The sequence below is a fragment of the Polaromonas sp. YR568 genome, from assembly GCF_943372955.1.
Lineage (GTDB): Bacteria > Pseudomonadota > Gammaproteobacteria > Burkholderiales > Burkholderiaceae_C > Polaromonas.
On sequence record NZ_CALSAL010000006.1, the window covers coordinates 97,689 to 103,890 of the forward strand.

Annotated in this window: 4 protein-coding genes; all 4 read right to left on the reverse strand. The window is 68.5% G+C overall.

Translation table 11 applies throughout. The features are described 5' to 3' along the window. Positions 1-6 precede the first annotated feature (6 nt). On the reverse strand, positions 7-1,233 hold the full coding sequence (locus tag AAG793_RS14320; protein WP_341909310.1) for an efflux RND transporter periplasmic adaptor subunit: 1,227 nt from the start codon (positions 1,231-1,233) through the stop codon (positions 7-9). An 89-nt stretch (positions 1,234-1,322) separates the two neighbouring features. Further along, a complete protein-coding gene (locus AAG793_RS14325) occupies positions 1,323-2,834 on the reverse strand; it encodes an efflux transporter outer membrane subunit (RefSeq protein ID WP_341909311.1) in 1,512 nt (503 codons plus the stop codon). Further along, on the reverse strand, positions 2,831-3,598 hold the full coding sequence (locus AAG793_RS14330; RefSeq protein WP_341909313.1) for a CerR family C-terminal domain-containing protein: 768 nt from the start codon (positions 3,596-3,598) through the stop codon (positions 2,831-2,833). The genes AAG793_RS14325 and AAG793_RS14330 overlap by 4 nt, the downstream gene beginning before the upstream one ends. Positions 3,599-3,642: 44 nt before the next feature. After that, the coding region (glnE, locus tag AAG793_RS14335; protein ID WP_341909315.1) for a bifunctional [glutamate--ammonia ligase]-adenylyl-L-tyrosine phosphorylase/[glutamate--ammonia-ligase] adenylyltransferase at positions 3,643-6,202 on the reverse strand (2,560 nt) is incomplete at its 5' end.

The following is a 6,202-nucleotide window of genomic DNA, read 5'->3' on the forward strand; positions in this document are numbered from 1 at the left end:
CCCGGTTCACTTGGCCGCAGCCGGGGCCGAGGCTACCGAAGCAGGGGCGGGCGCGGCAGGTGTTGCCGGCGCGGTTGTAGGCGGAGGTGTGTCATTCACGCGCACCACATCGCCGTCGTTGAGGAAACCCGCGCCGCTGGCCACCAGCCGAGCGTTGGCGTCGAGTCCCGACGTGATCTCCACCCGTTGACCCGACAGGCGCCCGGTCTGCACCTTGATCTGGCTGACCTGGTTGTTGGGGTTGACGCGGAACACATAGTTGAAGCCATCGCGGATCACCAGCGCCTGCTGCGGAATCGTCAGCGCCGGCGTAGCACCCAGATCGAACTCGCCCCGCGCAAACATGCCCGCCAGCGCCATACCGGGCGCACCTTCTGCGGCCTTGGTGGGGGGCGTGAGGCCGGCCGACGCCGGCAGGTCCACGTACACCAGCGCGGTGCGGGTCTGTGGGTCCACGCTGGGCGCGATCATGCGCACCCGGCCCTTGATCTGCGCGCCGCTGGCAGCCGTCACCTGCGCCACCATGCCGGGCTTGATGCGGCCGACCTCGTAGGATGTGACTTCGGCACGCCACTCCAGCCGCCCGCCGCGGATCATGCGGAACAACTCTGTCCCGGCGCCCACCACCGCGCCGAGCGTGGCTTCGCGTGCCGAGATCACGCCGTTGTCGGGCGCCAGCACCTGGGTCTGGCGGCCCCGCAGCTGCTGTGCGTCGAGTGCTGCGCGCGCTGCTTCCACGCGGGCTTTGGCGCTCTGTTCGGCGGTGGCGTACTGGGCGATCTGCTGGGCGCTCAGGGCGCCCGAGTTTTCCAGCGTGCGGGCCCGCGCGTTGTTGGCAATCGCATCGGCCGCGTTGGCTTCGGCCTCAGCCAGATTGGCCCTGGCCTGCGCCACCTCGGTCTGCACGCTGTCAGCGGAGAACACCGCCAGCACCTGCCCGGCTTTGACCTTGTCGCCGACATTGGCCATGACCTTCACCAGACGCAGGCCGTTGGATTCCGAACCGATGATGGCTTCCTGCCAGGCGGTAATGTTGCCATTGGCACTCAGCCGCACCGGCAGGCTGGCGGTTTCCGGCACCGTGGTGGTGACGGTGAGTGCCGGCTTGACTGCTGCCGCTTTAGAAGCGTCTGGGGCGGCGGGGCGTGTAATGAAGTACACCGCCACCCCGGCGACCAGCAGGACGGCGGCGGTGGTGGCAAGCGCAACGGGAGAGAGTTTCGGAAGGTTCATGGTCAGGGTCCGTCTGGTCGTCTGGTCGTCTGGTCGTCTGGCGGTTCGGTTCTTGTGGCGTGTTGGCTTGGTGGTGTGGGGGAGTTTGGTCAGTTGACCGGGCCGCTGGTTTTTGGGGCGTTGCCCGCAACCGGCCCCTCGGTGTTGTCGGCGGTCCAGCCGCCACCCAGGGCGCGGTACAGCGACACCCAGGCCACGCGGCGTTCGCGTTGCAGGTTGACCAGCGCGCCTTGCGCGGCGAGCAGGGTGCGCCGCGCGTCTTCCAGTTCCACCAGGCTGGCGAGTCCGCTGCGGTAGCGGGCCTCGGTGCCGGCAAACGAGGCGCGGTAGCCATCGGCTGCAATGGCCGCATCGCGGCTGCGGTCGGCGGTGCTTTGCAGGTTGACCAGTGCTTCTTCCACCTCGCGCACCGCCTGCCGCACGCTGCCGCGGTATTGCGCCGTGGCGTTCTCATAGCGGGCCTTGGCCGCCTCGACGTTGGCCGCACTGGCGCCGCCATCGAACAGCGGAACCGTCAGCTGCAGGGGCCCGATGGACCAGGTGTTGTAGCGCTGTGAAACGCCATCGGTGCGGGATCGGTTGCCCGCGATGGAGCCGCTCAGCGACAGGCGCGGATAGCGTTCAGCCCGCGCGCTGCCGACATCCAGATGGGCGGCATCGACCTCGCGCGCGGCGTTGAAGATGTCGGGGCGCTGGGACAGCACCACGGCGGGCACGCTGATGACGGGCGCCAGCGTGTCGTCGCTGCGGGTGTCTGCGGCAGCCGTGGGGCTCTTCGCCAGCTTGTTGCGCAACTCCGGCTCGGGCAGCGCGGTGAGCGCGACCAGTGCCTTGATGTCGATGTCGCACTGGGCGGCCTGTGCCGTGGCGGCGCTTCGGCCCTCGGCGGCGCTGGCCTGCGCCAGGGCGGCAGTGGCAGGTGCCTGAAACCCGGCTTTTGTGGCCAGGTCAGTCAGCCGGGCCGTTTCAGCGCGCGAGGCGGCATCGGCCCGGGCGACGGCCAGCAGCTGCTCGCAGGCCCGCAGGCTGTGGTACTGGGTGGCCACTTCGGCAGCGACTGACACACGGGCCGAGTGCCACAGCGCCTGGCTGCCCTGCAGGCGCTGCTGCTCGGCGCCGCGGCTGGCGGCAGCGCCGCCGAACAGGTCGATCTCCCAGCTCGATTGCAGGCCCAGCTGCGCGGTGGTGGTGGCCGGCGGCACCATGCGGTTGAACACGGCCCCGCGTGAGCGGGACACACTGGCCGAGGCGTCCAGCGTGGGCAGCAGAGCAGCGCTGGCTGCCGCGCGGGCCGCACGGGCCTGCTCAATGTTGGATTTGGCCGAGGCCACCGTCGGGCTGACCGAATCGGCGGCCAGGATCAACTCGGCCAGCAACGGGTCCTGTTGCCGCCACCAGCGGCCCAGTTCCACCACGCTGCCCTGGTGTGGCAGCGGGGCCTGCCACTGCGGGGGCACGGGCGTGGCAACAGTGGGCCGCGGGCCATGCACCGCGCAGGCGGCCAGGCTCAGCGGCAGCAGCGCGATGGTCAGCCGGTGCCAGACAGGCCGGGGCGACCCTTGCGGCCGGGGTTGGCAGAGGGCGCTTTCGGGCGTTCTCATGACTTCTTTTTCTCCTGTTTCGCGGACTGGTTTGCAGGCCGGGTGCCGGCCTCGCGGCGCCGGCGTGCCACGTCGGTGGCGACCATCGCCTCGGCGTAGTCCGCCAGACTCACGGCCCAGCGGTCAATCGCTTCGGGGCTGCCAAACAACTGGGGCCGGATGGCGTCAATCACGTCGCGGCCGATGAACAGCTGCATCGACATTCCGGTGATGGAAAACGCGAGGCGGTGCACGTCGTCGTCGGCCTGCTGCAGGCCCATGTGCCGGCACAGCACCTCGACCAGCGCCGCAAGCGCCGGCTTGATGCCTTCGTTGATTTCTTCGGCCCACAGGCCGGTCGGTTCCAGGATTTCCCGGATATGCAGACGCGTGCACAGCTGCACCAGCTCACCCTGGCGCAGCGGCTCCAGAAAGCCGGCAAAAAAGCCTTCCAGCGACTGGCGCAGGTTGAAGTCGTGCTGGTTGTAGAGCGCAATATCGTCGGCCGGGCTGCCGAGTGGCTCGGTGAATGCGGCGCGGTAGAGACCGGCCTTGTCGCCAAAGTAATAGCGAATGGCAGCGACATTCGCCCCGGCGACGCCTGCAATCTCGCGTATCGACGTCTTGGCGTAGCCTTTCTCCGAGAACAGGCGCAGTGCGGCGTGCAGCAGATGGGCGCGCGCCTCCACGCCGTCGGAGCGCTGCTTGCGGCCCTCGGGCTCATGGGGGGCTGGGGGTGTGCCCCGGGCGGCAGGGATGCCAGGGGACGGCGGTGGCAAATTCATGCGCCCGATTAGAGCACACAAATAAAACAATCGATTGAATTAAATCAGTCGATTGATTTGAACGTGGCGTCCCACAGCGCCAGGATGGCGTCGCGCTCGGCCTGCAGGGCGGGCAGGATCACCTGTGTCGGTTCCTCATTCAGGCGCGCCCGGTGCTGTACGCGCCGCAGTTCGCGGTAGGCGCTGGCCGCGCGCTGCCCCACGCCTTCGGGCAGCAAACCCACGTCTTCCGCCCGCCGCAGCAGGCTGATGTTGCCGACGTTGTCCACCAGTTCGCTGTGCCAGGCGGCCTGCGACAGCACCAGGTACTGCACGGCGAACTCGGCATCGACCATGCCGCCGGGGCTGTGTTTGATGTCAAAGGGCTCGCCTTCGGGCGCACCTTCAGCCGGGGCTTTGGCGCGCCGGACCGGGTGGGCCTGGTGCACCTTCTGCCGCATGGCGACGATCTCGCGGCGCAGCGCCTCGTTGTCGCGCGGGGCGGTGATCACCGACTGCCGCACGCTGTCAAAGCGCTCACGCAGGGACTCATCGCCCAGCACAAAGCGCGCACGCGTCATGGCCTGGTGTTCCCAGGTCCAGGCGGTGTTGCTGCCGCGCTGCTGCTGGTAGCGTGTGTAGGCTGCAAAGGTGGTGACCAGCAGGCCCGAGTTGCCATTGGGGCGCAGCGCGGTGTCGATCTCGAACAGGTCGCCCTCGCCGGTCTTGATGGTCAGCCAGTTGATCAGCTTGCGCACATAGGCGGCATACACCTCCTGTGCGCGCTCGTCCTCGTCTTCATAGACGAACACGATGTCCAGGTCGCTGCCGTAGCCCAGCTCCTTGCCGCCCAGCTTGCCGTAGGCAATGATGGCGAACTGGGGCTTTTCGCGGTGGGTGTTCTTCAGCCGCGCCCAGCACCATTCGGCGGTGATGCGCAAAATCGCCTCGGCCAGCGCGCTGAGGTCGTCGGCCACCTGCTCCACCGTGAGCACGCCCTCCACGTCGCGCGCCAGTGTGCGGAACACCTCGGCATGGTGCGCGCGGCGCAGCAGGTTGAGGCAGGTTTCCTCGTCGTCTTCCCCGGTGCTGCGCAGCGCCTGTAACCGTTGCTGCAGCTCGCGGCTGAAGGCGGCGGCATCAAAGCGTTCGTGCATCAGCTCGTCACTGGCCAGCTCGTCAATGACGCCCGGGTGCTGCACCAGATAGCGCGCAGGCCATTTGGCCGAGCCGAGCAGGCGCAGCAGACGCTCGTGCACGGCCGGGCGCTCCAGCAACAGGGCCAGATAGCTTTCGCGCCGCAGCAGCGGTTCAATCCAGTCAATGATGCGCACCGCCGCCGCCTCGGTGACGCTGCCTTCGCGCAGCCACTGCGCGGTGCGCTGCACCAGCCGCACCAGCCGGGCGCGGGACTCTTCCTTCAGGCCCAGCACCCGCGGGTGCTGGCGCCACAGAATCAGCCGCTCGCGGAACTGCGTGGGCCACTGCTCCGACAGGTGGGCGAGCATGTCTTCCAGCAGCTGCGGCGTGCCGCTGGGGTTGCCCGGCGTCTTGACGCAGCCTTTGCAGGGCTGCTTGCCGCCCAGCAGCGTGTCGAACTCGCCAGCGACCAGTTCGCGGTGCATGTCGAGGTCGCCGAGGAAGGCACAGCAGTCGGGGTAGCCCATGGTCCGGGCAATCCAGGCCAGGTCGTCGTCACGCGTGGGCAGCACATGGGTTTGCTGGTCGTCCAGATACTGGATGCGGTGCTCCACGCGGCGCAGGAAGTCGTAGGCACGCGCCAGCGCGTCGGCGGTGTCCTGCGGCATCAGCCCGGCCCGCGCCAGTCGCTGCAGGGCGTCGAGCGTGGGCCGGGTGCGCAGCTCCGGAAACTGGCCGCCGCGCACCACCTGCAGCAGCTGCACGGTGAACTCGATCTCGCGGATACCGCCGCGTGAAATCTTCACATCGTTGGCGCGCTCCGGGTGACCGGCGCAGCGCTTGGCGGCGTGATCGCGAATCTGCCGGTGCAAGGTGCGCAGCGCATCGAAGACGTTGTAGTCAAGGTAGCGGCGAAACACAAAAGGCAGCACCGCGCTGCGCAGCGCCTGGGCGGAGCCGCTTTGCACGCAGGCCAGCGGCGCCACCACCCGGCTCTTGAGCCAGGCGAAGCGCTCCCATTCACGGCCATGCACCTGGAAATACTCTTCCAGTGCACTGAGCGACACCGCGGCCGGGCCCGAGTTGCCGTTGGGCCGCAGGGCCAGGTCCACACGGAATACAAAGCCGTGCTCGGTCGAGTCGCCGATCAGGCCGAACACCGCTTTGACCTGCTGCGCGAAGTACTCGTGGTTGGAAATGCGGCCCCGTCCGTCGGCGCGGCCAGTGGTCTCGCCGTCGTGGTCATAGACGTAAATCAGGTCGATGTCGCTGGAGACATTCAGCTCGCGTGCGCCCAGCTTGCCCATGCCCACCACCCACATGCAGGCGCGCGTACCGCCGGGGGCTTGTGGTGCGCCATGCAGTGCATCGAGCGAGCGGGCGGATTCGCGCATCGCCACGTCCAGCGTCAGCTCGGCCAGCTCGGTCATCGCGCGGGTGATCACGCCCAGCGGGGCCTGCTCGCGCGGCGCGCCGGCGACGGCG

What these genes read in the sequence shown, in the direction of transcription:
- AAG793_RS14320 (WP_341909310.1), bottom strand. Translation starts at nt 1,233, where the DNA reads ATGAACCTTCCGAAACTCTCTCCCGTTGCGCTTGCCACCACCGCCGCC.
- AAG793_RS14325 (WP_341909311.1), bottom strand. Translation starts at nt 2,834, where the DNA reads ATGAGAACGCCCGAAAGCGCCCTCTGCCAACCCCGGCCGCAAGGGTCG.
- AAG793_RS14330 (WP_341909313.1), bottom strand. Translation starts at nt 3,598, where the DNA reads ATGAATTTGCCACCGCCGTCCCCTGGCATCCCTGCCGCCCGGGGCACA.